A 23,321-nucleotide genomic window follows, 5' to 3' on the forward strand; every position below is an offset into this window, starting at 1 on the left:
GCCAAATGATAGCTTCGGGACGTTCGTTCCGGCGGCGGTAACTGCTACACCAACGTTCGCTGCACCCACCGTCACCGGCAAGCTCCTACGTCGCCTGAGCTGACTGGAGTTATCCGCGCTATTTGGCGAGTTCATCCTGCCAGTTGGGATAATCCTCAAATATCGGAAACCAGCCGGGGACCTCATCCTGGGGGCGCGGATGCTTTCCAAGCTCTAATAGGTAGTTTTCTGGCTCGGGATCAATATGCCAGTTAGGCTTATCGTTGTAATTGAATTTGATGTGAATCTTGCTCGTCTCACGATCTAGAACCGCATCAGCGGATATCCACGCCCCATGCTCCGGGGACGCAGTTGCAGCTTTCAGCTTCCGAAGGATCTGTATCGAGTTGGCGGGCATCCCGGATTCATGAGTTGCGCCCTGCGCATCGGCATAGTTGCAAGTGGCTTCCGCGAACGACCCTATGTGGGCATAAGAAACATTAATCTTCTTCCAGTTAACATCTGAGAACGACTCTATCAGGGCATATCCCAGTTCAACCTGCAGATCCATAGATTCTTGATTCATCGTCAACATCCTCCTGGGTCATCGAAAGTTATTGTTCTTGTTGGGCCATCCCCCATTTGCGGGTTTACTGGTTTCCCAAGGAGCCCGCCGTCGATTGAGCATTTGATGGACGATCGATAGGAACACCCACACGTCGCCCTTATTGTAAGAAGTCGGGTCGTTCTCGTCGCCACCCAGGAATGGGTATGGCGTCGGGATATACACTTGATCCCTTTGAAGCGGGCCTAGCCGCGTTGCGATCTCTTGCTGAAGGTCAAGCCTGAGCACCAGGCTCTCGGAGACCGAGTCCATGAGGATAGACCTCTCGAACGAGTCGCAAGAGTCGAAGGATCCGTAAGACTTGTACGCGTTCACAAGCGGATGATGCACCGCGTACTCACTGGTCCCGGCGTTCAGGAGGAAAAGATGGCCTAGGCCGGAGAAACCGAAGACGTGAGTGAACGCTTCCTGTATGGGACTCCACCCACCAAGCTCCTCAACAGGCACCGCTTCCTCTAAAAGCCTGTAACCGGCAACCGGGGAACTCGCTATGCCGGCCTGAAGTTTCTACCGAAACAAGTCGAAGAATCCCATGCAGATACCTTACTGGAATCCCGGAAGGCCCTGTCCCAGGAGACCCCCTTGCACACATGGCGGACAACGATGCCGCCCCTGGCATGACACAAGTTCGGCGGCTCAAACCCAAGCCCGGGCAGACTCGGCATATTTCCAGCCCCCGCGAAAATAATTTCGTCGATGCTGAGCGCTCAAGAACCTCCTGGTCAGCCGAATTGGCCCGAGGTCGGTAGCAAATCTCCAGCAAGCCCAACGTCGAACGTGGTTTAGCTCAGCGGCTTCCATCGGGCGTCGAATCGTCCCAAGGACTCCCAATCTCCGAATGCCGGGATCGGCTCCCAATGAGCGGAGACATCGACATCCTTAGAGTGAACAACGGAAATATCTGGCTGTGATTTATCAATTGTTTCAACTTCAACGACACCGTCAGTCTTGTAATACATAGACACGACTTTGGCGCACTCGTTCTGGTTGTAGTGCTTTGTCATGTCAGGATAGGCATAAGCAGTGATGTCTTCGAGAAATAGTTGCTTCCCGGTCTTACGAAAGCCGAAGATGTAGTGAATGGACCCGAACGGATCGATAAAGTAAACGGCGGCATAAGCCCCGTGTGGGGTGATCTCGGCATAAAACTCTGGCACCTGCTCCGGGGTCGCATCCTCGACAAAGGCCGCGACCGTGAACCAGTCCGGCTTGGAACGCTCCCCGTTGAATCTTGCCATCGCTTCTGCCTCGTCGAGGGCTTCGGTAGGCTGGTTGCGGGTAGGATGCCAACGCTGGCCATACACATACTTCATATTGTCTGTTCCTGGCTCTCGTCAGCGCCGTTGGTCTTACCCCGGCTGGTTATTACTACGCGCTAATGCTTTAGCTCCTCATGCCAGTTGGGGTAGTCGTCGGGCTTCGGGTACCAGGCGGGAATCTCATCGGCAGGTCGGGGATACCGCTCAAGGTCGAGCAGGTAATTCTCCGGCTGAGGCTCAATGTCCAGGATGGCTGCTCATCGTAGTTGTATTTGATGTTGAACTGCCCGGTCTCACGAACAATAGTCACGTCGGCTGTCACCCACGTTCCGTGATCGGGTGTTGCTGAAACTTCCTTCAACACCTCAAGCGCATCAAGCGCTTGCTTCGGGATCGACGCATATTGGGTGTCCCCGTTGACATCGAGGCACTCACTCGTTGCCTCAGCTATCTGCCCAACCTCACCATAAAACAATGTGATGACTTTCCAATCAAAACCGGAGTATCCGGCAACCAGCAAGTTGCCCAGAATGCTCTGAAGCTCGTTTATTCACTCACTCATCAAAACACCTAATTTCAAGAAGTCTACTCTTAAGTGCGCCGCTATCGATTCGATATTCAACGCAATAAATCATTGGACGAAGGCCACCTAATTAATTATAATTTATTTCCATTCGAACATCGACCTTTTTCCGTTCGCTGATGGCCGTGGCCCGGGTCCTCTTGAGGTCGTAGTACTGGCGGTTACCTAGTCTATTGAGGTCGCTACGCATGGCGGTGAGGTTTATTGCCTCGCCAGGTGGGCCAAATTGGCTTCCGAAGATGTGCCCGCAGTCATTGGCCGATGGGAGTTCCCGGCCGCAAACCGAGGTCTGCAAAGAGTTCACCGAAGCAGGCGAGCATCCAACATGAACTAACTCAGCGGCTGCCAGCGGGCATCAAATCGTCCCAAAGACTCCCAATCCCCGAATACCGGGATCGGCTCCCAATGAGCGGAAACATCGACATCCTTGACATCCATGACGGAAATATCTGGAGCAGCATCATCATCGGTACGCACACGCGCTGTACCATCGGTTTTGTAAAAATACGAAACCAGCCTTGTGCACTCATCCTGACCATAGTGCTTAGTCATGTCAGGATAGGTATAAGCAGTGATGTACTCAAGAAATAATTGGTTCCCCGTCTTACGGAAGCCGAAGATATAGTGAATTGACCCGAACGGATCAATAAAGAATACTTTGGCGTAGTCTCCGTGCGGGGTGATCTCGGCATAAAACTCAGGTACCTGCTCCGGGGTCGCGTCGTCGGCGAATGCGGCTACGGTGAACCAGCCCGGTTTGGGGCGTTCACCGTTGAATCTTGCCAGCGCTTCTGCCTCGTCGAAGGCCTCGGTAGGCTGGTTGCGGGTGGGATGCCAACGCTGGCCATACACATACTTCATATCTTCAATTCCTGGCTCTCGTCAGCCCCAACTAGTTATTACTAAGGGCTATTATATCGCTTGCCGGTGATATCACGAATGATGATATCGTACCTATTTGCATAATCTAGCACGCTCTGGGGAATGGGCTTGACTTGGCGAGGGATTTCCAGTATCCATATCCCATCAATTGGCTCACCGGTTCGAGCGGCGACCTCTCCGGGCGCGTACTTTTCCGGGAGTTCTTTGAGGTACCCGAGAGCGGTTCTCTCTTGGACTTCTGCGAGCTGGGTGTATTTCCGGGAAATGATCTGTTTACCAGGAATGTAGGAATCGAGTCGTTTGCCGTTGCTAAGGACAAGTTCGTTTAACGGGTACCTGGCTCGGTTTTCGTAATTGAAGGCCTGGCCAAGCCAGATCTTCTCCTCAAAAGGGCGGATCCCCGGAGATGTGAGCTTGTTCTTGATCCACTGAGGGGTCCGGTCGGTCATCCAGCCAGGCAGCTTACCCGCCACCGCGGTTGCGCCTCCTGCTACCGCAACTTTCTCCGCGTCGATGGCAGCCCTGGTTCCGGCTTTGATGCTGTTCACTGCCGCGCCGGCCCCGAAGGGTGTGATGCCGCCGAGCAGGATGTCGTGGGCGACGTTCGTTGGTGTGCCGCCGTGCATGGCGGCGTCGATGCCGACCCCGATCGCGGAGTTGAAACTGATCCCGGTCATGGCCCGGACCGGGGCCGGGGCCTTGGTCCCCAGGTAGGTGAGGACTTTGACGACCTTGAGCTCACGGAGCAGTCCCACCGTGCGTGTGATCGCCCCCGTGATTCCGGCCAGCCTGGCACCGACCGTGGCCGCGACTTCCACCAGCCGGGCGATCATCGCAGTGACCCGGGCACCGGTGAGCCCGATCCGCGCCATCAGGGCCGCGTTGCCGACAACCTCGGACGCGCCCACCGTGAACACCGCCAAAAGGGCCGCGCCGGCTTCCAAGGCGACGGTGGTGATGAGGAGTTCCTGCAGTTCGTTGATGATCGCCGTGTGGGCTTCTTCAATCCCGTCCGCGTACCCGGCACAGCCCTCACCCAGCGCATACGCGCCGGCCGACAGATCATTCAAGTAGCCCCGGTACTGGTCAAGTTTGGCCTGCGCCAGGGAAAGTTCGGGGGTCACCAGCCCGGCAAGCGCGCTGTTGGCCGCGTCGACTTTCCAGGAAGCGCTGCGCAGATCATCCCCGGCACGCTCCCACGCCTTCCGGGCCGACCTGAGCTTGCCGGCGTCACCGTTCGGCCACACGGCCCCGACCACCGATTGCACCCATTCCCAGCCCTCGGGAACGAAATCACTCCGTCCACCGAGTGCGGTGGGCGACACGGCCGAGCAGGTCCCGGACAAATCCGAGGTATCAGCCGTGCTCCAGGCCAGACCGGGCGGGGCGACCCCGCCCGAAGCGTAGTGCTCGGCATCGGCCCACACATTCGCCGTGTCCGCCAGGAGCCTGGACAACACACCGGCACCAGTCAGGGAGTCAGCGATCCCGCCGACCAAATTCCGGGCCGCTTCGTCATAGTCATGGGCGAACTTGATCCCGGCGTGATCGTTGCCGGCCATCTGGGCGGCACCGGCCAGACCGCTGCTCAACCCGTCCAGCGCCTGACGGAGATAGACCTGCGCCGAGGACAACTCGGCCGATGCCTGCACATAGGCCGAAGTATCAACAATGAGGCGCATGTTCTCAGACCCAGCCTTGTTTCAACGCGTCGGCCGCCTGGGCGTACTGCTCTCTGGCGTGGGAGACCTGCCCGATGAAGTTGTCGACCTCGGCGATCATCGCGTTGGACTCGTTCTGCCACCGGATCATCTGGGCTTCAAAAGCCCGGGCCGCGGCCCCGTCCCACCCGGCGGTGATCGTGGCTGACCCGGAGCTTCACCTGGCCCAGCAGTTCCCGGGCGTAGGAGGTCACTGCTGCGAGTTCCTCCAGAAGAAGGGCGATCCCGGATTCGTCTGCTTCAAAATTCGTGCTCACTGCGGACCCGGGCGTCCGTGAGACGGGACGGGCAACACCGGCTCCGGCGTGACTTTCACGCCCGCGGCCCCCGTGGCGGCCGCGGCCATTCTGGCCAGGCTCTCGTCGGTAACGGTGAAGGAAGAGGCACTCACGCCGGCGAAGGCCGACAGGGCAGTAAGTGCTTCCCACACACCCCGGGACCCGTCAACCCAACGCCCGAAAGTCGCATTCAGCTCGTTGGCGGTGATTCCTTGCCAAGAACTCCCCAATACCTGGCCCGCACGGGCTTGCAACGCCACGACCCGGCGCTCCAGTTCACCCGCATGGGCGGCTAACGACCCGGAAAAGGCCTCCAGGGCCCCGCCATCAACGCGCACATCGGCCATGCTGGTCACCACCTGAAGGTTCAGAAAAGGAATCGACTCGTAATTAGGCTAAAGGATGGACATATCCCGGACAACCACCCAGCGTCGCGTTACGATGCTGCCGGACACAGTGCCTTAAGGGCGCTTGCGGCCGGTCGCAGCGATGCCGTAGCCGCCTGCGAGGCCGATAGCGACTGCGATCAGGGCCACGAGGACCAGAAGCCACCAGGGAAAGTCCGAAGTTGTGCTCACCTGCGTTGAGGCCGCCGCAGCGGGGGCGTCCTGCGCCGCTGGGCTACCCGGGGATCCTGACGTCTGCCCGAGCGCGGTGGGAGTCGGGTCCTTACCGAGGAGCCCCCCGTTCGCGGCATTGGTCGAGGATGAATTTAAGTCAGGAACCTGGCTATTAGCCAGCCCCGCGAAGGGGTCGGTGGCGGGTACCGCAATAATCTGGTGGATCAGCGGAACCGGTGCGGGTGCCGGGGCTTTCACCGTGGGATCCGTCGGCAAAGGGGCTACCGGGACGATGGCTACCACCGGAGCGGCCGGGGTGACGGGAGCAAGCACGGTGGGCTTCGGGAACACGGCGATCCAGGTTGCGGCCAGGCGGGCGTCCCCCGAGGTGGCGGCAACCTGGTAGAGCCCGGGCGGGGTGATTGCCGGGATGGCCACGGGGGTGCTCACCAGCGCACCGTTCTGTACAGCGACCTGTTGGGCGAGCTGAGACACGACGGTGGTCCCGTCAGAGTTGTAGAGAGTCAGATCGAGCGCGTAAGAACCGGCGGAAAATCCGGCACCGCTAATCGTGGTGCTGTAGCCGCCCGCGACACCAGTACTGACGGTGGAGGAGAGCGCGGCGTTCGGACGCAGCACGTACACCGAGAGCTGAGCACTGACACCGGTGATGTCATCAACGACGTTCACGAAGTACTGGCCCTGCGTGGTGAAAGGACTCGGGGTGAGAGCGAAATCGAAGTTTCCGCTCGGATCGGCGGTTGCTGTTCCGCCCGGCAGCATCACGCTTCCGGTGCTCAGGCTGACGGTTCCGCCAGGGACGAAGCCAGTTCCCTTGATGCTGGCGGCGGCCCCGGGCGCGATGGGAAGACCCGGGCCGGTGACTCGCGGGTCATAGGCACCGCTCTGCACGACGTACACTGCGCTGGAGGTCCCCGTCCGGGTTTTCCCTCCGGTACCCGCCTGCGTCACGGAAACCTCGTACGCACCTTGGGCCTGATTGCCGGGGAGCGCGCACGAAAGGGCCCGGTTGGTGGCCTGCGCGTTGAGGACGCAATCCGTCGTGACCGTTGGACTTGCCGGGAAGGTCCTCGTCAGGGTGGCCTGCGCCGGGAGCAAGGCATCGAGGCCATCAACTGTCCCAGTGAAGGTGCCGCCTGGCTGGGCCGAGACCTGACCGACCGTCACGGTGATCGGCGGTGCAGGTGAGGCCGAAGCGGCGGAGACTGGCTGCCTTGGCGGCTGTGCCGAAGCCGAGGACGCCGAGGGGGAAGGAGCCGGACTCGGTAGCCCGGCTGCCGGAGTCGGAGGGTTTCCGCTGGCCGGAGCAGTCGCCATCGGAGTTGGTACTCCCACTACGGTTGCGGATAGTCCGGCCGCCTGCGAAGCGGCGACGGGCAATGCCATCAGGCTGCCTACGGCGAGTGTTGCCAGGCTAATCCGCAGAGCCTTGAGCTTTTGTGGCGCAACTCTTCCCACGATGATCTAGTCCCCTTCTAGTCGTCTCCTGCAGCGCAGCCCTGTTATCTGGCAGCGAATGCCTGTATTTCGTTGTCCTTGGTTTTGACAATCGCCCCGCCGGTGACAATGGCCAGCGGCGTCACTCCGTTATACGGTGTTGCTTTGTCTTGCTGGATGAATACCGGACCCTCATCGGTGGTTCCCAGAACGCCGTCTGCAAGAATCCCGGATCGCTTGATGCCCTGAGCCTTAAGGTCCAATGAGGGAAATCCAGTCGATTGATTATATGCATACCCCGCGAATGACGCCCAAACAAAGCCGTTTCCACGCACCCAGACAGGGTCCTCATCGACCCGTGAGAGGCTGATTTCCATGCTGGAGAGCAGCTCACCGCTGGACTGCCTGTAGACGCCCACCGTGACCCGGTTGTTCGGGTCGTGACTCTCGGGGAAGGCGGACCACAAAAGCACCGCAAGCCCGTGTCCGGCGGTAACCCATCTCATGACCTGGAGGTTCTCCGCCGGGGCGTTCAGAGGCACATCCTGTCGCGTTTTGCCGTCGGGACTGCTCAGGGTCAGCGAGCCTGAATACTTCGCGCTGAGCAGTTTGTCGCCGTCGACCCCCAGTGCGATCTTGCCCTCCACGGCGACCAACGGCGCCAGCCCGGTCTTGGTGAAAGTGGAAAGTTTCCCGTCGCGCGCGGTCACCAGCAAATCGGTCCCGGCGGTCGAAATCACCGCATCAGCAGGTATCTCGGCGACGACGGCCGGCGCTTTGGCCAGGCTCGGGACCCATCCGTGGAGGGTGTTGCCGATACGCCAGACCATCCCCGGCTCACCGCTGATCCGGGTCTCCTGAGCAAACACCACGTCACCATCGATGCTCTGTTGGCTCGCGACCGCACCGGTGGCGTTGTCCAGAATAGTCAAGGCCCGGTTGTCGAAAATGAAGGTACCGGCCTGCGCTGCGGTGACCTGCGCTGTAACGCTGAGAGGTTTGCGCCAGACGGGGCCGGCCGAATACCCGGGGAATCCGCTAGCCGTGCCGGCTGAGAGCGGAGGTTTCAGGAGGGCAAGATTGGCCGCACTGAACTGGTTGGGCCGTGACGGCCGCTCCAGCGGTTGCAGAAAGCCGACACCCCAGGCAGAGCTGATGGAGAGCGCGCCGATGACGACCAGACCGACCACACCCTGAGCAACCGGCACTACCCACCGCGGCCGGGGCTCAGGCCCCGGCGCGGTTGCAACCGGAACCAGAGGCGGCGAAGGCAGCGGGGCCGTCGTCGTGGGCCGCGAATTTTCCGACCAGCCCGGGAGCGGCGGCGGGAGGATGTCCACCGCCGCGGCCGTACCGGCCTTAAACCAATCCTCAATATGGGGCGGATAATACGCGGGCTCAAGGTTGAGCGGATCAATGCCTGCGTTGATATCGATGACCGTGCTCTCGCCCAGTTTGTGCAGCCAGGTGTCCTGATCGTTCCTTCGCTTCCGGTATTCCAGCACGAAGATCAGCGGGCCGACACCGGCAAGCAACAACCCGCCGAGGGAAGCTATGCCACGCAGGAGCGTCCGACCAACGGACGCCGGGGCATCGGCGCCCTCGGCGAGCACCCGCAATCCCAGCAGGCGCCCCCCGATCGACTGGCCCGTCCTGGAGAGCATGCCCGCAAGAACGAGCCCGTACACGCCTCCGATCACTGCGATGGCCAAAAGACCGACGATTCCCGGACCCGGCACAGGGATGAACCCAGCAGGGATCAACAAGGCAACACCCGCGGCGGCTGGCACAGCGAATACGGCCAAGTCAATGAGATAGGACGTGGCACGGCGGGGCAGTGACGCGACAACGATGCCTTCAGGCACAACAGAACTTTCCGTTTGAGGACAGGTAGCGGGAATCCTTTCGAGTGTAACGACACCAGAGCGGTGCCACGTCCCAAGAAACCCCATATACGAGACTAGGTGTCGGCCTAAGCTTGCTTCCCGCATCAAGAGTTTCTAAAGTCAATGGTGTAATCGTGCTTTTTCCTCAAAAGTCAAGGAACCCAGTAATGGCCAACCTTAATGTCACCTTTGATGAGCTCGAAACCGCCGCAAAAAGTCTGGAAACGGGCAAAGCGGATCTCGAAGCAAAACTGGGCGAGCTTCAGAAGCAGATCCAAGCCTTGGTCACGAGCGGGTACGTGACCGACAAATCCTCCAAAGCCTACGAAGCCGAATACCAGCAGTTCACCCAGGGAGCGCAGCAGACCATCGGCGGACTTGACGGACTCTCCCACTACCTCCACCACGCCGCGGAGACGCTCCGCAGCATCGACGAGCAGCTGGCCGGCCAGATCGGCAGGTAACATTCGTTGACATACGGGCCGGAAGCCCCGGCGTCCGGTAACAGGAGCCCCCGGTCTGCCGTCGCCGACCGGGGGCTCTGTCTTGGACGGTCGTCACCAAGCACCGGCTGCCCGTCCACTCCCATTGCTGGCAAGCGGGTCTGCGCCCAGGAACGTGTTGCGCCGATGGTTACCAAGTCGATGCGGCTACCAAGGACCACGGATACCTCGACCTTGGCACCGGCTCGGTCCACAATATTGCCTTGGCATCCATCGGTCACGGGGACCAAATCAAGAATCTCGTCCCATTGAGACAAGAGTGGATGCCGGCACTTTCAGGGTCCAAGAATCAGTACGGTTTCGACATTGGTCCGTGGCGGCTGATCCCTGACGAAGCCAACCAAGATCCCGTAACCCTAGCCAAAGGCTGATCACTATGACCCGCTCGACTTGCCGAATGCTTGCCGCGTTTGCCATTGCTTCAGCCCTGGCACTGACCGGCTGCGCTCCCACAAACGCCCAGCCCGGAGGAACCGTGACAACCAACAACGCATCCAGGCCTTTCGGTGGTACGCGCCCGGCCAAGGAAGTCTTCACTGAATTTCTGGACACCATCGGCGACACCGTCCTGCGTTCCGGAACAACCTTCCCAGGGTGGGACCGCAAAAGAACCGCGGGGTACAGCACTGAAGTGTGTGGCATCAAGTCCTGAGAAGACGGTAATCGCTACACCGTGACAGGAGACGGGGGGCCGATAGCTGATCCTAAGGCGGCGATCGAAGCGATGAAGACCCACTGGGAAGCAAAGAGATACACCATTGGAAACATCTTTGATGAGACCGAGACCACGTCCGGTAAGGGTATGGACATCAATGCAACGACTCCCACTGGTATGGTCGTGCACTTTTCAGCGTCCACCTTTGGTTCGTTCATTTCCGTGAAGAGTGATTGCACGCTTGATCCGGTGGCGAGAAAGACAACCACAGGGACGATCCTCTTAGGCAATTCAGCCGGATCTTAGGAAGCAAAACAGTCCTACCTCCATGTCGGTATTGCGGATCGAAGTTGTCTTCCGTTCCGTATCGTGGTGATCAAACCTACTTCGTTGTGTCAGGAATCGGACTCGAGTTCATTCTGGGCCACCAACTGAACGCCTGCTCAACGGGGTTGAACCCGCAGCGATTGTTCCCGACTTTGGTGCGCCGCTGGATTTGAGGGATCCCGGTATCGGTCTGGACCTCGTTTGATTGTCATTTCGCTAGACTTTCGTGGAGGCTTCGCTGGTTCTTCATTTATTGGGGGTTCGTGTGTTTACGCAGTTCACCGTCGTCGACGCTTCAGGCACGAGAGCAGTTGACGTCACCGTTGAGGCTGCCGGCGATGCTGATGCCGTCCGGATATTGAAGGCATCCGCCGGGGACTGGGATGCCTTCCCGGCTGAGAACGGGCCTGTCGTTTGGGCTGAGGCCGGTGTGCATGACGGAGCGGTGATCAGCGCGAATGCCGTTTTGCCCATCAGGTCCGGGATTTCTTCACCTGATACGTCCATCGCGCGGATTCTAGTGGTGAGTGGCGAGGCCGGGACGGTCCACATGGCCGGTTCCGGGCGGCTGAGTATCGGCGCTGGTGCTGAGTGTTCCGTGGTCCTTGCCGGTGAGGGGTTGCCATATCTTGCCGCCGTGGTCGACGTCGCTGCTGACGGGGTGTGGGTGGAACGGGCACATGCGGATGTTGAGTTGACGTTGAATTCTGCACCGGTCACGGTCCGGGTGCGCTGGGCGGACGGGGAGGTCCTTCGGGTCGGGGCGGTGTTGCTGGCCCTTGCGCTCGCCCCGGTCGAGGCCGCGTCGCTGAAGGTCTCGGATGAGCCGGGGAAGCTTGATTTCAACCGGCCTCCACGGTTGCTCCCGCCCTCCCGCAACACGAAATTCCGTCTCCCCGCAGAGCCGAAAGAGGACGGGAAACGCTCGCTTCCGATCCTGATGACATTGGCTCCGTTGGCAGTGTCAGTGGGCATCGCCGTCGTCATGGCCAGACCGATGTATCTCTTGTTCGGGCTCTTGTCCCCCGTCTTGATGATTACCAACTACTTCCAGTCCAAAAAGGCCGGTAAAGAGGGGTATCGGGATCGTCTACGGGCATTCCGGACGGAGAAACGCACGATCGAGACGGATGCCCGGAACGCGTTGCTCGCGTTTGAAAAGGAGGCCCGTCTGCTCAGTCCCGATCCGGCGATGGCCGGACTGATTGCAACGACCCCCGGCACCCGGTTGTGGGAGCGAAGGCGGACCAACCCGGACCATCTCTCGGTGCGCTTGGGCGTTGCAACGATGCCTTCGGATGTGGTCTTGGAAGATCCCGGGCAGGTCGAGCACAAGCGTCAGGTCACCTGGGATGCCCGCGATGTGCCCGTAACGGTTGCTCTGCCACGGCACGGGATTCTGGGGATTTGTGCTGATCAGGAAAGCGCCCGCCAAGTAGGCGGTTGGGTGATGGCTCAATTGTCCGTTGCCCAAAGCCCCCGCGATATGCGTTTGTATTTGCTGACAACATCGGAAGCCCGGGCTGCCTGGGACTGGGTCCGTTGGCTGCCGCATATTCAGTCTCCGACACCTGAACGTTCCTTTGCCTTGGTGGGTTCGGACTCGTTCAGCATCACCCAGCGCCTTGCTGAGCTCGCGGTGCTGATTACCGAGCGGCAGAGAGTGCGAGCAACGAGTTCCGGGATCGAATTCGCCGATCCCGACGTGGTGGTCGTGATCGACGGCGCCCGGGCTCTCCGGGGCCGTCCGGGAGTATCCCAACTGTTGCAGGACGGACCAGCTGTCGGCGTGTACACAGTGTGCCTCGACACCGAGGTGCGCTACTTGCCCGAAGAGTGCAACGCCGTCTTCCGACGGGAGTCAGACGGGCACTGGGCGCTGCGGCAGCAACGCGAGCATGATCTCGAGAAGGTGTGCGCCGACCGGGTCAGTGCTACCTGGTTTGACTGGGTAGCGCGCGGTATCGCCCCGCTTCGCGATGCCGGCGATGACGCTGAGAGTTCAATCCCGGCCTCTGCCAGGTTCCTGGAGGTGGCGGGTATGGAGCCGGCCACTGCTGAAGCGGTCATTGAACGTTGGTTCCGTTCCGGCCGGAGTACGGAGGTGCTCCTGGGCGTGGACATGGAAGGTGCCTTCCGCGTCGACCTGCACCGCGATGGGCCCCACGCTTTGATCGGCGGCACCACCGGTGCCGGCAAGTCCGAGTTCCTGCAGACCATGGTCGCGTCACTGGCGTTGGTGAACACCCCGGATGCCCTCAACTTCGTCCTGATCGACTATAAGGGCGGGGCTGCATTCAAGGACTGCATTGCCCTCCCGCACACGGTAGGGATCGTCACGGACCTCGATACGCACCTCGTGGGGCGCGCCATCGAATCGCTGGGCGCCGAGCTTCGCCGCCGCGAGCATCTGCTTGCATCCGTCGGGGTGAAGGACATCGAGGACTACACCGTCATTTCGGACCGGGACCCCAGCGTGCCGAAAATGCCGCGATTGGTGCTGGTGGTGGACGAATTCGCTGCCATGAAAACGGAGCTGCCGGACTTCATCACCGGCATCGTCAACATCGCCCAGCGAGGCCGATCCCTTGGGATCCACCTGGTGCTCGCAACCCAGCGCCCAAGCGGGGCGATCACTGCCGACATCCGCGCCAATACGAACCTCCGGATCGCACTGCGGGTCAGTGATGTCGGAGACAGCCTGGATATCCTGTCGGCCCCGGACGCCGCGAAGATTTCCCAGTCCACGCGCGGGCGCGGGTACCTCCGTTCGGGCGCCGAAGCGTTGCGCCCCTTCCAGACAGCGAGAGTGGGTGGCCGCCGTCCCGGCCAGGACACGAGGGAAGCACCCGAGCCACTGGTTGTGCCGATGCCATGGACACAGCTGGGCCAGCCGCGACCGATGAAAACGACCGAGGCGAAAGAACGGGAAGAGACCACCGACCTCATGGTCTTGGTCGAGGCCATCGCCCAAGCCGCACAGCAACTGCAGATCGCACCACAGGCCTCCCCTTGGCTGCCTCCTTTGCCTGAAACCCTCGCCCTGGCCAACATCACCCCACCACACCGAGCCGACGAAGCCGGGCCCGGATGGATCGAACCAATTGTGTTCGGCCTGGAAGACCTTCCCAGCCAGCAACGGCAAAACCCGCTGATACTCGACCTGCAGCACTTCGGCCACCTGTATCTCACCGGTTCGGCGCGAAGCGGCCGATCCCAGTCTCTACGCACCATCGCAGGATCGATTGCCCGTACTACCCGCGTGGACGACGTCCACGTCTACGGCCTGGATTTCGGCAATGGAAGCCTGCTGGCGCTCACCGGTCTCCCACATTGCGGGGCAGTCGCCACGAAGGCGCAGCCCGAACGAGTCGAGAGGCTCCTCGACCACATCCTCGCGGAGATCGCGACCCGGCAGCGGGACTTTGCGGCAGTCGGCTTCGCCAACCTCACGGAACAGCGGGCCAATACGACGAGGGAGGAACGATTGCCCCACCTCGTGGTGCTATTTGACCAATGGGAAGGGTTCCTCACCACCTTGGGCGACGGCGGAAGCAGCGCCCTGGCCGAAAAGGTCATTTCGATTCTGCGTGAAGGATCCTCGGCCGGAGTCCACTGTGTGATTACCGGGGACAAGCAGCTCCTCAGCCCGCGCATGTCCTCACTGGTCGACTGGAAACTCATGCTCAGGTTCTCCGACCGCGGTGACTACACTTTGGGGGGCCTGCAACCACGCAAACTCCCGGAAGCGATTTCCGCCGGGCGGGCATTCGCCGCCGACACCGGAACCGAAGCCCAGATCGCTCTCCTCGCGGCGGACCCGGCAGGACAAGCCCAGATTCAGGCGCTTCAAACCATCGCCCAGGAAGCACAAGCGTCGACGGAAAACACGAGCGCCCGGCACGCACCCTGGCCCTGCGCACCCTGCCGACACGAATCCCTTTCGACGAGGTCTGGAAGAACCGGGTCCAACGGACCTCTCAGTTGACCGCCGTGATCGGCGTCGGCGGCGATGACCTCGACACCATCCACATCGACCTCCAAACCGGTTCGCCCAGCTTCCTCATCGTCGGCTCACCACGAAGCGGACGCAGCACCATGGCCGTTGCCGCCGCCGAGTCGCTTCGCCGGAACGGAACAGAACTTGTCCTCATCGCCCCGCAGGCCTCTCCCTTGTGGCAGCAGGCAGAACGGGCCCGGGCCGCATTTGACCCGTCCAATCTCAACGTGGAAAACCTCGCGGCTGCGACCGCCGGGCCCGGAAATCTGGCATTGATCATCGACGATGCCGAGCTGGTTCAAGACCCGGACGCACGCCAGTGGCTCAAAACCTACCTTCGGTCAGCCAGAGGAAACGAACGTGCCCTCATCGCCGCCGGAAGCGTGGAAGACTTCGGCACCAGCGTGTTCAGCGGCTGGGAGATCGATATGAAAACCAACCGACGGGGAGCCCTGCTCAGTCCAACCGCAACCCTTCAAGGCGGACAGATCGGCGTCTCCCTGACCCGAACCCACCTCAGCCAGAGCGGCATCCCAGGACGGGCACTCGTCAACCTCGGCGACGGCACCATCCGCACCATCCAAACGCCTCTCATCTAGTGGACGCGGGCTCGCCCGCACTGAAAACGACAGGGAAAACGAAAGGGCAACCCCAGCCGGGTTGCCCTTTCGACTTCAAAAAACTGAGGCTCTGCTTGGAACATGAAGTGCGTTCACGTTCCAAGCAGAGCCTCTATCGTGGAGCTGAGGGGACTCGAACCCCTGACCCCCTGCATGCCATGCAGGTGCGCTACCAGCTGCGCCACAGCCCCAAACTTCGCTTGACGGGAACTTCCATCCCCGCCGAAGCAACTCGTCAATACTAAACCACAACGATGTGAGATAGGAAATCGAAGGCTGTCAGCTTCAGGACAGATGAAGTGCGGTCGACGACTCGGCCGCACGTCCCCCCATTGCTGCCCCTAACTAGTTGCTTCACTCAACAAGTCACTGGATTGAAGTGTAGGGCCTCACTAGTAATCAAACAAACCGTCCATCCGGTTTATGACTGCCGGGCCCGATGGCCGGGTAAGAATCGGAAAATTCTGCAAGGGCGCTCCAGAAACTCTCCGGCTCGCGTCCTGAGATCCGCCAAAGACGTTCAGATGAGTACCAATGATCGATGGTCACCATGTCAATCTGGTGGTCCGTGAATCCTGCAATTCGCAACGCCAATCGGGCGCGATGGTCGTCTCCAAGAAACCTTGGATAGTCCATCTTGAATGCCTGTGCCACGCTTCGCAGGAGGACGGACGCGGGAACCGGCTCCGGATAGGCCGCATGGAAGGCCTGTCCGGCTTGCCGGGGAGCTAAGGCAAGATCGGAAACCAGCCTGCCCAGCGTCTCGACGCTAATGAGCGAGAGCAGCGCTGAGCCGTCACCCGGCCACCCACCAGCGACCTTCATGACGTTGAGCAAGCCGGGAACGAACCACCGGTCTCCCCCGCCGAACACGAGGTTTGGACGAACAACTTCACCGCCGAAGCGGAGGATCATTTGCTCTGCGATGGCGCGGCTGGAGCTGGCCACGGAGGCCGGATGATATTCGGCTTCGGTTTCCGGGAAGCCGCGGTGGGGGCCTGAGCCGTACACGCTGCATGTGCTGACATAGATCAGTCGGTCAACACCGGCTTGCTGGCACTGCTCAATGACGTTGCTGGTGCCGACCTGGTTGATCTCATGGGCCAGACCCGGATCAGAGCCCACATACGATGCGGCATGGACCACAACATCCGTACCCTCCAAGAATGGACTCAGGCTTCCCGGGACGGAAATGTCGGCGGCCGCAATGGTATCGTTATGATTTTGTAGCAGGGCACCGGGATTCCGCGAGAGCGCCACGACGCGCGCTTCTCCAGACCCGGCAAGCGAGGCTACAACCCGACTTCCAATGAAGCCCGACGAACCCAGGACCAGAATCCGGGGCGTATGGTCAACAGATGTTGTCATCGCCCTGGCCGGTCCTAGGTCCGTCGGATTCATATACCCAAGTATCCCGGATGCAGAAACCGGAGAGGTCTCCACGCTGATCATGCAACAACGCGCCAAAGCCACCCGAACGGCAGTGATTGAGGGAGCCGCGTCGATCTTTGAAGAGGTCGGCTACGGGAATGCAAGCCTCAGCGATGTCACGGAACGCGCCTCCGTGACCAAAGGCGCGCTCTACTTCCATTTCAAATCGAAAGAAGACCTCGCCCTCGCGGTGATCGCCGAACAACACAACATTGTGCGTGTTGCTGGCGAGGAGATTGCCGCTGCCGGGCTACCGGCCCTGGAGACGATGATCGCAATGTGCCGGACGTTCGGCCAGCAGCTACTCGATGAGCCAGTTGTGAGGGCTGGGATCCGGCTGACATTCGAGGCCTCGGCGTTCAACGGAGATGTCAAGGGTCCCTACCATGACTGGGTCACCACCATGGAGTTCCTGACGAGCCAAGCTCAAGCGCAGGGTGATGTGAGGCCCGATATTGATGCCGCGGAGTTCGCCCGGTACTTGGTTGCGTCCTTCACTGGCGTGCAGATGGTTTCCAATGTGCTGACCGAACGGCGCGATGTCCTCAAGCGGATTGAGGACATGTGGCGTTTCATGATGCCTGCCCTTGTTCCGAACCGCCCTCCGGACTCAACGGTCTCCTAAGTTATCGCGGGTCTTTGACCCAGGCCTGCAGGGACATCAAAGTCTCCCCGTTGTGCAACATCCGGACCTTCAAAACGCCAGCGCTATTGTTTGAGCCAGCCTTGGTCACAACAACATCCACCGGATAGCTGAACTCAATCAACTTCGTGAATTCCGCTTTGAACAGGGCAAAATCGGCATCGGGCCGCGAACAGCTCGCGCGCACGGCTTGCCTCGCTGCCTCCACGAGGAGCATTCCCGGAACATGGTCGAGGGGATGGTCGAAGAAGATGGGGTGGGTTGGATCAACCCGCAGTGGCCAGGCGAAAGGGCGCTGGCTTTGCCCGAGCATCACGTTTCGCTGGGTAGCGTGCCCGACGTCGACGCAGTCAAGCAAGTCTCCGCCGTATTCTTCCGGCGCTGCAGGGACTGCTCCGCGAAGTCGCTGGTACGTCGCCGCATTCACAATGCGGGCGCTCGCGGCTCCCTCCCCTATGACCGCGCCGTCAATCGCAAACCGCGCAGAGACCGTCAGGGCTGATAGCCGTCCGGCACTGAGCTTCATGTCCTTGACGTTGAGCTCGACGGCGACTTGGGCGGGCACCATGGGATCCAGCGTCGCGGCTGCCACCGAGATCCTCATGTGTGGCATGAGCAACTTGTGCGCCAAGGGAACTCCACACAAGTGGCACAAGAAGATCACGGCTTGCCTCAACGTCTCAGCCATGAGCGCCGAATCCGGAGAATCATCCGGCGAACCATAGAAAACATGCCATCGCGGCCATTGCGCTCGGGCGACGAACCGTCGGGAACTTGATTGAACAAAGTGAGTCAAGAAGACTTCCGAAACGGAGCGCTTGTGCACCAGCTCCCGCCTGACGGAAGCCGCAAAGAGCGCCTCGTCGCGCATCGGGTCCCCCACTTCTCACAAATCCTTCAAGAGCAACCACCGCTGTTGCTCCGATCATCATTAAACGCCCAAATCTTATTGACATGAGACTCCGCGAAGGTCTCAATTGACATACCTACCAGTCGGTTTGTAGCTTAGGTGCATGGAGAACGGCGATACAGGCAGCACACCAAAAGGCGTGGCCACCCGGAACGAGATCCTTCGGGTTGCCGCGGAAGTCTTCGCGCGGAAGGGGTTCGAACAAACCCGAATGGATGACATCATTCGCGAAGTGGGACTCACAAAAGGCGCCATCTACTTCCATTTCTCCTCGAAGGCACAGTTGGCCCAGGCCGTCGTCGACGAGCAAAAGGCCCACTGGCTGAGTCGCGTCCAAGAGGAAATTCTCAGCAAGAACAATCCGATCGAAGAGTTGCGCGGTCTCGGGGAGTTCATGGTCAGGACGGTCCTGAGTGATTCTTCAGCGTGGGGCGTAGTGCACTTGGCCAATCAACTGGCCTCAGTGAAAGAGCACCCGGGCGGCCCATCTCCGCTGGCCGCATGGGTGGAACTCGTGGCCGGCATCCTGCAACGGGGCCGGGCAAGCGGCGTCTTGACTTTTTCAGGCGCTCCCAGCGACACCGCCACCGTCATCGTGGCCGCATTCGATGGCTTGAAGTCGGTAACCGACGCTCTTGATCCCCAGGATCTCAAGGCCTTCGAACGGCGCGCGACGGTTCTCTTGCAGCTCCTGGAGCAGCAATTCATTTCCAGCTAAGACCAACAGCACAGCTTAAGACGTCAGTTTAAGAGGAGAAGAAATGAACATCACCGCCAAAACAGCACTCATCACGGGAGCGTCTACCGGCATTGGAGCAGTCTTTGCGCGAAGGCTTGCCGCCGAAGGGGCACGTTTGGTGCTTGTTGCCCGCAGCCAGGACAAACTTGACGAAATAGCACGCGAACTCCGCGAACTCGGCACCGAAGTCACCGTTCTGGCCATGGACTTGAGCGTGCCGGACTCCGCCAAGGAGCTCCGCCTCGCCACGGAGGCCCTGGGACTCACGATAGACATCCTGGTCAACAACGCAGGTTTCGGAACCCATGGACAGGTCCTCCATGCCGACCCCGATCGCTACAGCGAGCAGATCCAGCTTAACTGTTCCACGCTGGTCGGAACCACCACGCGCTACTTGCCCGGCATGGTGGAGCGCGGATCGGGTGCCATCATCAACATCGCGAGCACAGCCGCGTTTCAGCCGGTACCCCACATGGCCGTTTACGGAGCGACGAAGGCGTTCGTTCTCTCCTTCACTCAAGCACTCTGGGCCGAGACGCAAGGCACGGGCGTGAAAGTCCTCGCCGTTTGCCCAGGCGCCACGGACACGCCATTCTTCGAAATCGCGGGCGAGGCGGCGGCTGCCGGTTCCATGCGAACTCCGGCCCAGGTGGTGGAAACGGCATTGTCCGCCATCAGGGCAAACAAGCCGAGTGTCGTGGATGGCCGGCTCAATTCCTTGGTTGCGCGGGTGGCCGTCAAGCTGCTCCCGGAGAAGCTGGTGATTGCGGCCGCGGGGCGAGCCGTGCGCCCGGCCAACTAGGCCTCAAAGCAGCCGGTTCAGCCTCCTTGGATGATTCCGATCTGGACTACGCCCGTATTGACCAGCGTTTTGGCCAAGTACACCACTTGGCCGGAGTGCTCCACGGTTTGGGTCAAGATCAACACGGGATCCGCAGCATCGAGCTCAAGGAGCTTGCCTCGCGCCACGCCCGGAGTGCCGGCAGCGATGTCGGTTTCTCCGGGGCCAAAGGCCGGGCCAACAGCCGTAATCAGGTTCGCCAACAGGGTGGACTCCTTCCCGGCGTCGTCCATAATGGCCCGCGCCGATTCAGGATCCCCGTCAATCAGGGCGCCCGTCCTCGCCACATGTTCCTGAATCAGGGCGATCGGTGAGCCATCGCGTTTGAGAACGCTCTCGAAGAACCAGGAAGCCTCGTCTTCCCGGATGCCGAGGGGTTCCGCAATGAAGACCGACGACGACGGGTGCAGAACGTGCTGCGTACGGCACACCTGGACACCGGAACCAGCCTCGCCCAGGATCTCCTCCATGGGCCTGATCCGCTCGAGGCCGACGCGCGGCAGCCGAGTAGCCACAAAACGCCCAATGCCGCGGCGGGACCGTACATAGCCGTCTTCTTCCAGGAGCATCAGGGCCTCACGGACCACTGTCCGGCTGACCTTCATGGCCGAACCCAGATCCGTTTCCGAAGGCAACAGCGAGGAAACGGGGAAGTGCCCTGCCCGGATCGCGTTCATGATGCGCGAGTAGACAGCAACACGGAGCGGGATGTTGGCCGAGGCATCCAGGGGTTCGGAAAGAACGGCTTCAGCACTGCGGTCCAAGGTGGCTCCCTTCGTTGATATTGAGAGTTTACGCGATGGGTATTCCAAGCTTGTATAACAAGCGTGTATGATGCACATATAAGCCGCCTAGTGCTCTGCGCCACACCTGCATCGAGCCGCCTCTCCAGCCGTTCTGTTTCAAACAAGGAAGTTTGTCCATGACAACCCAACCCCACACCCTTCCAGGGCTCCAGTCCCGGCGCAAAGCAGCCCGGGTGCCTGTCCTCATCGCCACGCTCATCCTCTCGATCCTCAGCTACCAGCTCAACGCCAGCCTGTTCTCGGCTGCGCTGCCGGCTATGGCTGCCCACTTCCACGAATCCACGGAAAACGTAGCCAAGGTCCAATCGCTGTTCTTCCTGACGGGGGCAGTCGCTGGGCATGGCGTTCTCCCGCTGGAGCGACTTCCTGGGACGCCGCCGCACGCTGCTGATCGTCCTTACCCTGATGTTGGGCGGTACGGTCACGTGCCTGCTGGCACCGAACCTTACCGTTCTCCTTCTCGGCAGAATCCTGCAAAGCGCCACGAGCGCCACGTTCACCATTTCCTTCCTGCTGTTGTCGGAGCGGTTCAGCAAACGCCTCTTCGGCATATCGGTCGGCGTTATCTCTGCGGTCAACGGCGGGATCGGCGGACTCGATGGCTTCCTGGGAGGTTTCATCACGGACACCATCGGCTGGCAGTTCCTCTTCGTCTTGGTCCTCGGTGTGGGCGTGCTGGCGCTCGTGCTGGTCGCCGTCGTCGTCCCCAAGAGATCCGCCCGCACGAGGGAAGGGCGCATGGACTGGTGGGGCGCCTGCACCCTGAGCACGTTCCTGATTCTGCTGAGCAACTTGATCGGGCAGGCTTCCACCTCGGGATGGGGAGACGCCTGGACGCTTGGCTATCTCGCTGGCGCCGTGGTTGCTGGGCTGGCGTTTGTGGCCGTGGAAAAGCGAGTTGCCCGCCCCTTGATCGCGATCGAGCAATTGCGATCCCGCCAGGTATGGCCCGTTTTGGCCAGCACCGTCCTCACGCTTGCCGGCATCTTCTCGGCGCTGAACTTCACCGTGATCCTCCTGAGCCAAGACGCAAAAGCCGGATACGGACTGTCCGCGTCCATGTCAGCACTCCTGTACCTGACGCCCACCGCCTTCGTGGGCGTGCTCACCGCCGTGTTCTCCGGCTGGTTCGCGCAGCGCATCGGCTGGTTCAAAGCGCTGCGGATCAGCAGTGGGCTGATCGTCGTGGTAGCGGTCGCGGTCGCAATCTTCGCGGCAGACCGATGGATGGTTTTCGCCCTGCTGATCATCATGGGAATCCTCTACCTCGGCCAGTTCCAGAGCACCGTCAGCGGCATCGCAGTGCTGAATTCACCCAAATCGGCGCCGGGATCCGTGCCCGCCTCAATGGAGCGTGCTTTGGAATCGGAGCCAGCGTGGGTATCGCCGTCGTCGCACCGGCCGTCGCCGCCGGAACCATCGCCGGCTACCAAACTGCCCTGTGGATCTCGGCTGGCTTTGCCCTCGCAGCCTTTGCTGCTTCCCTCATCCTCCGGCCCGTTCCTGCGAGCGCCGGGGCGGTTCCCGCCGTCGTCGTCGCTCATTCCTAAGTCCGCCTCACCCCTTACCAAGGAGCAGCATGTCCATCACCACACCGCAGCCGTTCTATCTTGATTGCGATACCGGCATTGACGATTCCCTCGCAATCGCCTATCTCCTGGCGAGCCCGGAAGTGGATCTTGCCGGAATCGGGACCATCAGCGGCAACGTCAGCGCCGCGATCGGCGCCACGAACACCCTGAACTTGCTTCACGCCGCCGGCCGGGCCGGGATTCCGGTCGCTGTGGGGGCTCACGATCCGCTGATCGGAAAGTTCGACGGCGGCGCGCCGCACGTACACGGCAACAACGGCATCGGCGGGGCAACCTTGAGCGAGTCCGCGCATACCGTTGAAGCAGAGTCCGCAGCGGAAATGCTCGTGCGGCTCGCCCACGAATATCCGGGCGAATTGCGTGTGATCGCGGTAGGTCCGCTCACCAACCTGGCCCTCGCGCTGCAGTTGGACCCGGAGCTCCCGGCACTCGTCCGCGACGTCACTGTGATGGGCGGAGCGGCCTTTGTGCCGGGCAACATCAGTCCCGTTGCCGAGGCGAACATCTTCAATGACCCCGAGGCAGCCGCCGCGGTGATGGATGCCGGCTGGCCGGTCACCCTGGTTCCCTTGGACGTGACCATGAACCACCGCTTTGACGAGACCCATCGGGGCGCCCTGGCGGCCGCAGGCCATCCTGTGGCCAGCGCCTTGTCCGACATGCTTGTCCAGTACTTCGCTTTCTACAACACGATTTTCGGCGAGCACTGTGCCGCCCTCCACGATCCGCTCGCGGCGGCCATCGCGGTGGGTGCCCTTGAACTTGACGACGCTCCGCGCGTTGGAATTTCAGTGGATACCAGCGCGGGCGCGGATCGCGGCAAAACCCACTGTGAACGGTACGACGGCGGAACCCCCACCGGTCGGGAGCTACCGGACCGTGTGTCCCGAGTCGCGTCCTCGCCGGATGTACCGTCGCGGGATGCATCGTCGCGGGTTGTGCTGTCCGTGAAGGGCGACGCTGCCGCGCACCTTCTGGGACGAATCCTGACCCTGCCATCCCGCACCAACTGAAAGACAACGC

General features: G+C 60.9%; 24 protein-coding genes and 1 tRNA gene. 9 read left to right on the plus strand and 16 right to left on the minus strand.

All coding sequences use genetic code 11. The features are described 5' to 3' along the window. Window positions 1-118: 118 nt before the first annotated feature. From ACF0H6_RS03060 to ACF0H6_RS03115, 12 genes are all read right to left on the minus strand, one after another. On the minus strand, window positions 119-565 hold the full coding sequence (locus ACF0H6_RS03060) for a hypothetical protein (RefSeq protein ID WP_395248412.1): 447 nt from the start codon (window positions 563-565) through the stop codon (window positions 119-121). Between the two features lie 18 nt (window positions 566-583). Then, window positions 584-1,051 carry a T6SS immunity protein Tdi1 domain-containing protein gene (locus ACF0H6_RS03065; protein WP_395248413.1) on the minus strand — a complete coding sequence of 156 codons (468 nt, stop codon included), beginning with the start codon at window positions 1,049-1,051 and terminating at the stop codon, window positions 584-586. Between the two features lie 335 nt (window positions 1,052-1,386). Then, window positions 1,387-1,917 (minus strand): hypothetical protein, encoded by a 531-nt coding sequence (locus ACF0H6_RS03070; protein ID WP_395248414.1) that lies wholly within the window; start codon window positions 1,915-1,917, stop codon window positions 1,387-1,389. A 70-nt stretch (window positions 1,918-1,987) separates the two neighbouring features. Next, window positions 1,988-2,383 carry a hypothetical protein gene (locus ACF0H6_RS03075; RefSeq protein ID WP_395248415.1) on the minus strand — a complete coding sequence of 132 codons (396 nt, stop codon included), beginning with the start codon at window positions 2,381-2,383 and terminating at the stop codon, window positions 1,988-1,990. A 133-nt stretch (window positions 2,384-2,516) separates the two neighbouring features. Next, entirely contained in the window at window positions 2,517-2,750 is a 234-nt protein-coding gene (locus ACF0H6_RS03080; RefSeq protein WP_395248416.1) for a DNA/RNA non-specific endonuclease, read from the minus strand. Window positions 2,751-2,776: 26 nt separating this feature from the next. Continuing rightward, window positions 2,777-3,307, minus strand: coding sequence for a hypothetical protein (locus ACF0H6_RS03085; RefSeq protein WP_395248417.1), 531 nt, complete (start codon window positions 3,305-3,307; stop codon window positions 2,777-2,779). Window positions 3,308-3,348: 41 nt separating this feature from the next. Beyond that, window positions 3,349-5,010: a hypothetical protein gene (locus ACF0H6_RS03090; RefSeq protein WP_395248418.1), complete on the minus strand. Its 1,662-nt coding sequence runs from the start codon at window positions 5,008-5,010 to the stop codon at window positions 3,349-3,351. 4 nt (window positions 5,011-5,014) lie between these two features. Continuing rightward, entirely contained in the window at window positions 5,015-5,140 is a 126-nt protein-coding gene (locus ACF0H6_RS03095) for a hypothetical protein (protein WP_395248419.1), read from the minus strand. Window positions 5,141-5,147: 7 nt separating this feature from the next. Further along, window positions 5,148-5,306 (minus strand): hypothetical protein, encoded by a 159-nt coding sequence (locus ACF0H6_RS03100; protein ID WP_395248420.1) that lies wholly within the window; start codon window positions 5,304-5,306, stop codon window positions 5,148-5,150. After that, entirely contained in the window at window positions 5,303-5,674 is a 372-nt protein-coding gene (locus ACF0H6_RS03105) for a WXG100 family type VII secretion target (protein WP_395249862.1), read from the minus strand. Before ACF0H6_RS03105 ends, ACF0H6_RS03100 begins: the two co-directional genes overlap by 4 nt. A 114-nt stretch (window positions 5,675-5,788) precedes the next feature. Next, window positions 5,789-7,294, minus strand: coding sequence for a hypothetical protein (locus ACF0H6_RS03110; RefSeq protein ID WP_395248421.1), 1,506 nt, complete (start codon window positions 7,292-7,294; stop codon window positions 5,789-5,791). 116 nt (window positions 7,295-7,410) lie between these two features. Continuing rightward, the gene (locus ACF0H6_RS03115) at window positions 7,411-9,210 is read right to left on the minus strand and encodes an RDD family protein (protein ID WP_395248422.1); all 1,800 of its coding nucleotides are present in this window, start codon (window positions 9,208-9,210) and stop codon (window positions 7,411-7,413) included. Window positions 9,211-9,398: 188 nt separating this feature from the next. Between ACF0H6_RS03115 and ACF0H6_RS03120 the strand changes: the two genes are divergently transcribed. The 4 genes from ACF0H6_RS03120 (at window position 9,399) to ACF0H6_RS03135 (ending at window position 15,315) form a co-directional block, all read left to right on the plus strand. Further along, on the plus strand, window positions 9,399-9,695 hold the full coding sequence (locus tag ACF0H6_RS03120; protein WP_395248423.1) for a WXG100 family type VII secretion target: 297 nt from the start codon (window positions 9,399-9,401) through the stop codon (window positions 9,693-9,695). Between the two features lie 415 nt (window positions 9,696-10,110). Beyond that, on the plus strand, window positions 10,111-10,386 hold the full coding sequence (locus ACF0H6_RS03125; RefSeq protein ID WP_395248424.1) for a hypothetical protein: 276 nt from the start codon (window positions 10,111-10,113) through the stop codon (window positions 10,384-10,386). A gap of 595 nt (window positions 10,387-10,981) precedes the next feature. After that, a complete protein-coding gene (locus ACF0H6_RS03130) occupies window positions 10,982-14,704 on the plus strand; it encodes an FtsK/SpoIIIE domain-containing protein (protein WP_395248425.1) in 3,723 nt (1,240 codons plus the stop codon). Then, complete coding sequence (locus tag ACF0H6_RS03135) at window positions 14,701-15,315, plus strand: hypothetical protein (protein WP_395248426.1); 615 nt, start codon at window positions 14,701-14,703, stop codon at window positions 15,313-15,315. Before ACF0H6_RS03130 ends, ACF0H6_RS03135 begins: the two co-directional genes overlap by 4 nt. 139 nt (window positions 15,316-15,454) lie before the next feature. Here ACF0H6_RS03135 and ACF0H6_RS03140 read toward each other — a convergent pair. Then, a tRNA-Ala gene (locus tag ACF0H6_RS03140) sits at window positions 15,455-15,527 on the minus strand. A 208-nt stretch (window positions 15,528-15,735) separates the two neighbouring features. Then, complete coding sequence (locus tag ACF0H6_RS03145; RefSeq protein ID WP_395248427.1) at window positions 15,736-16,788, minus strand: NAD-dependent epimerase/dehydratase family protein; 1,053 nt, start codon at window positions 16,786-16,788, stop codon at window positions 15,736-15,738. On the opposite strand from ACF0H6_RS03145, the gene ACF0H6_RS03150 reads away from it, so the two are divergent. Beyond that, a complete protein-coding gene (locus ACF0H6_RS03150; RefSeq protein WP_395248428.1) occupies window positions 16,787-17,392 on the plus strand; it encodes a ScbR family autoregulator-binding transcription factor in 606 nt (201 codons plus the stop codon). The two genes, ACF0H6_RS03145 and ACF0H6_RS03150, sit on opposite strands and share 2 nt — an antisense overlap. Before the next feature lies 1 nt (window position 17,393). Here ACF0H6_RS03150 and ACF0H6_RS03155 read toward each other — a convergent pair whose 3' ends face one another. Continuing rightward, a complete protein-coding gene (locus ACF0H6_RS03155) occupies window positions 17,394-18,281 on the minus strand; it encodes a ScbA/BarX family gamma-butyrolactone biosynthesis protein (RefSeq protein WP_395249863.1) in 888 nt (295 codons plus the stop codon). Window positions 18,282-18,423: 142 nt separating this feature from the next. Here ACF0H6_RS03155 and ACF0H6_RS03160 point away from each other — a divergent pair, with 142 nt between their 5' ends. Then, window positions 18,424-19,038: a TetR family transcriptional regulator gene (locus tag ACF0H6_RS03160; protein WP_395248429.1), complete on the plus strand. Its 615-nt coding sequence runs from the start codon at window positions 18,424-18,426 to the stop codon at window positions 19,036-19,038. A gap of 43 nt (window positions 19,039-19,081) precedes the next feature. Next, window positions 19,082-19,861 carry an SDR family NAD(P)-dependent oxidoreductase gene (locus ACF0H6_RS03165; RefSeq protein WP_395248430.1) on the plus strand — a complete coding sequence of 260 codons (780 nt, stop codon included), beginning with the start codon at window positions 19,082-19,084 and terminating at the stop codon, window positions 19,859-19,861. Window positions 19,862-19,878: 17 nt separating this feature from the next. Here ACF0H6_RS03165 and ACF0H6_RS03170 read toward each other — a convergent pair whose 3' ends face one another. Further along, a complete protein-coding gene (locus tag ACF0H6_RS03170; protein WP_395248431.1) occupies window positions 19,879-20,664 on the minus strand; it encodes a GntR family transcriptional regulator in 786 nt (261 codons plus the stop codon). Between the two features lie 381 nt (window positions 20,665-21,045). Between ACF0H6_RS03170 and ACF0H6_RS03175 the strand changes: the two genes are divergently transcribed. Both ACF0H6_RS03175 and ACF0H6_RS03180 read left to right on the plus strand, forming a co-directional pair. After that, complete coding sequence (locus tag ACF0H6_RS03175) at window positions 21,046-22,320, plus strand: MFS transporter (RefSeq protein WP_395248432.1); 1,275 nt, start codon at window positions 21,046-21,048, stop codon at window positions 22,318-22,320. Further along, window positions 22,286-23,311 carry a nucleoside hydrolase gene (locus tag ACF0H6_RS03180; RefSeq protein WP_395248433.1) on the plus strand — a complete coding sequence of 342 codons (1,026 nt, stop codon included), beginning with the start codon at window positions 22,286-22,288 and terminating at the stop codon, window positions 23,309-23,311. Before ACF0H6_RS03175 ends, ACF0H6_RS03180 begins: the two co-directional genes overlap by 35 nt. Window positions 23,312-23,321: the final 10 nt, after the last annotated feature.

This window comes from Arthrobacter sp. NA-172 (genome assembly GCF_043952055.1).
Lineage (GTDB): Bacteria > Actinomycetota > Actinomycetes > Actinomycetales > Micrococcaceae > Arthrobacter.

Bases quoted from the DNA above. Each gene is read 5' to 3' on its own strand.
- ACF0H6_RS03090 (WP_395248418.1), bottom strand. From the start codon at position 5,010: ATGCGCCTCATTGTTGATACTTCGGCCTATGTGCAGGCATCGGCCGAG.
- ACF0H6_RS03125 (WP_395248424.1), top strand. From the start codon at position 10,111: ATGACCCGCTCGACTTGCCGAATGCTTGCCGCGTTTGCCATTGCTTCA.
- ACF0H6_RS03095 (WP_395248419.1), bottom strand. From the start codon at position 5,140: ATGATCCGGTGGCAGAACGAGTCCAACGCGATGATCGCCGAGGTCGAC.
- ACF0H6_RS03105 (WP_395249862.1), bottom strand. From the start codon at position 5,674: ATGGCCGATGTGCGCGTTGATGGCGGGGCCCTGGAGGCCTTTTCCGGG.
- ACF0H6_RS03060 (WP_395248412.1), bottom strand. From the start codon at position 565: ATGAATCAAGAATCTATGGATCTGCAGGTTGAACTGGGATATGCCCTG.
- ACF0H6_RS03180 (WP_395248433.1), top strand. From the start codon at position 22,286: ATGTCCATCACCACACCGCAGCCGTTCTATCTTGATTGCGATACCGGC.
- ACF0H6_RS03110 (WP_395248421.1), bottom strand. From the start codon at position 7,294: ATGGCATTGCCCGTCGCCGCTTCGCAGGCGGCCGGACTATCCGCAACC.
- ACF0H6_RS03070 (WP_395248414.1), bottom strand. From the start codon at position 1,917: ATGAAGTATGTGTATGGCCAGCGTTGGCATCCTACCCGCAACCAGCCT.
- ACF0H6_RS03085 (WP_395248417.1), bottom strand. From the start codon at position 3,307: ATGAAGTATGTGTATGGCCAGCGTTGGCATCCCACCCGCAACCAGCCT.
- ACF0H6_RS03175 (WP_395248432.1), top strand. From the start codon at position 21,046: ATGGCGTTCTCCCGCTGGAGCGACTTCCTGGGACGCCGCCGCACGCTG.
- ACF0H6_RS03120 (WP_395248423.1), top strand. From the start codon at position 9,399: ATGGCCAACCTTAATGTCACCTTTGATGAGCTCGAAACCGCCGCAAAA.
- ACF0H6_RS03160 (WP_395248429.1), top strand. From the start codon at position 18,424: ATGGAGAACGGCGATACAGGCAGCACACCAAAAGGCGTGGCCACCCGG.
- ACF0H6_RS03145 (WP_395248427.1), bottom strand. From the start codon at position 16,788: ATGATCAGCGTGGAGACCTCTCCGGTTTCTGCATCCGGGATACTTGGG.
- ACF0H6_RS03165 (WP_395248430.1), top strand. From the start codon at position 19,082: ATGAACATCACCGCCAAAACAGCACTCATCACGGGAGCGTCTACCGGC.
- ACF0H6_RS03155 (WP_395249863.1), bottom strand. From the start codon at position 18,281: ATGCGCGACGAGGCGCTCTTTGCGGCTTCCGTCAGGCGGGAGCTGGTG.
- ACF0H6_RS03150 (WP_395248428.1), top strand. From the start codon at position 16,787: ATGCAACAACGCGCCAAAGCCACCCGAACGGCAGTGATTGAGGGAGCC.